The organism is Bacillaceae bacterium S4-13-56, assembly GCA_040191315.1.
GTDB lineage: Bacteria > Bacillota > Bacilli > Bacillales > JAWJLM01 > JAWJLM01.
The window spans coordinates 1-720 of the sequence record JAWJLM010000166.1 but is presented as its reverse complement, the minus strand read 5'-3'; the positions used below and the strand labels follow the sequence as shown (position 1 = coordinate 720).

Annotated in this window: 2 protein-coding genes; both read left to right on the top strand. The window is 29.9% G+C overall.

All coding sequences use genetic code 11. The annotated features are described in order from the left end of the window. Positions 1-73: 73 nt before the first annotated feature. Positions 74-331, top strand: coding sequence for a hypothetical protein (locus RZN25_18405; GenBank protein ID MEQ6378771.1), 258 nt, complete (start codon positions 74-76; stop codon positions 329-331). 65 nt (positions 332-396) lie between these two features. Then, a complete protein-coding gene (locus RZN25_18400) occupies positions 397-645 on the top strand; it encodes a hypothetical protein (protein MEQ6378770.1) in 249 nt (82 codons plus the stop codon). Positions 646-720: the final 75 nt, after the last annotated feature.

Below are 720 nucleotides of genomic sequence, written 5' to 3'. Positions count from 1 at the left end.
TATGAAAAGAGGAAACTGAGCTAAATGGATAATCAGAATTAATTATTATAAAGTGGGAAGTTATGGTTTAATCATGGAATCAGTGTCCATAGGAGGAACATCAGCAGTTTTTCCTACTTCTGTAGTAGTTAAGGATTATAGAATAACTGACAAATATGCTGAGAAAGAAGGATATGATATTAATGGGCAGGCTGAATATCTAGTAACAATTGGAGGGTATAATGGAATAGGTTTCGTATCTGAATATTATACTCTTAGAAGTCAGATCAAACTGGTTGATTTGTATTCCAACTCTGCGTATTTATATCAAGGTCGGAGTGTCAGTTATTGATTGAAAAATAAATGAACTAGCAATATGTTTATTTATTGGCATACCGAAAGGGATGATAAGAAATTATGGTTTGGAATTTAAGAATTCCACTTACTTTATTTTTGTTTGGATTAATATCTGGAATGTATCAATATTATAATAACTTGTTCTTATTTAAGAATAGCTTATTAAATTCGATTCAGTTCATTTTAACCATAATTTTGATCTTTGTTATTTTTGAAAAACAAGGTCTAAACTCAAAAAAGGTTCATTTTTCTTTCGGTTTATTAATTGTAGCCTTTGGTTTTTTTGTAGATCTAGTTTTGTTTAGATAATTTAGTACACCTAATAAGCCCTCACACTCGTGAGGGCTTTCTCAAATTTCATTAACTAAAATATCAATCTGCTGG